This is a genomic window from Dellaglioa sp. CoH-56-MRSF-14, from assembly GCF_056782115.1.
Genome location: NZ_JBXAYB010000051.1, coordinates 1 through 347, shown reverse-complemented (window position 1 = coordinate 347; position 347 = coordinate 1). Strand labels below are relative to the sequence as shown.

Here is a 347-nt window from a genome sequence, read left to right as displayed (position 1 = left end):
GCTGGCTGCTCCGTGCCCGGGTACGGCGTTAATCTCACCGACAGTCACTGTCCCGGCGGCGTCCACGAAGAGATCCACTCGACAGGCTCCGGTGACGCCGGCGAGCTCCGCCGCGTGCTGCGCTGCCGTGAGCGCGTGGCGCCGGATCATGTCGTCGTGAATCGGCTCCATGGTGGTGTCCGTGGAGTACTTACTCTTGGTGTCGTGCCACACGCTGGAGGCTGGAAGCTTGATCAGCGCCGGGTCTGCCGCTCGGATGGAGGATCCGATGATCATGGGCACTTCGATCTCAATGAAGGGAGGTCGAACGGATTCTTCGACGAGGACGACAGGGTCGTGCTTGGCGG

At 64.0% G+C, this 347-nt stretch carries 1 protein-coding gene; it reads right to left on the bottom strand.

Annotation, left to right across the window (positions count from 1 at the left end; genetic code table 11):
• Window positions 1-347: ATP-grasp domain-containing protein (locus AC1RPX_RS07815; RefSeq protein WP_481763331.1), on the bottom strand; the 347-nt coding region annotated here is incomplete at both ends.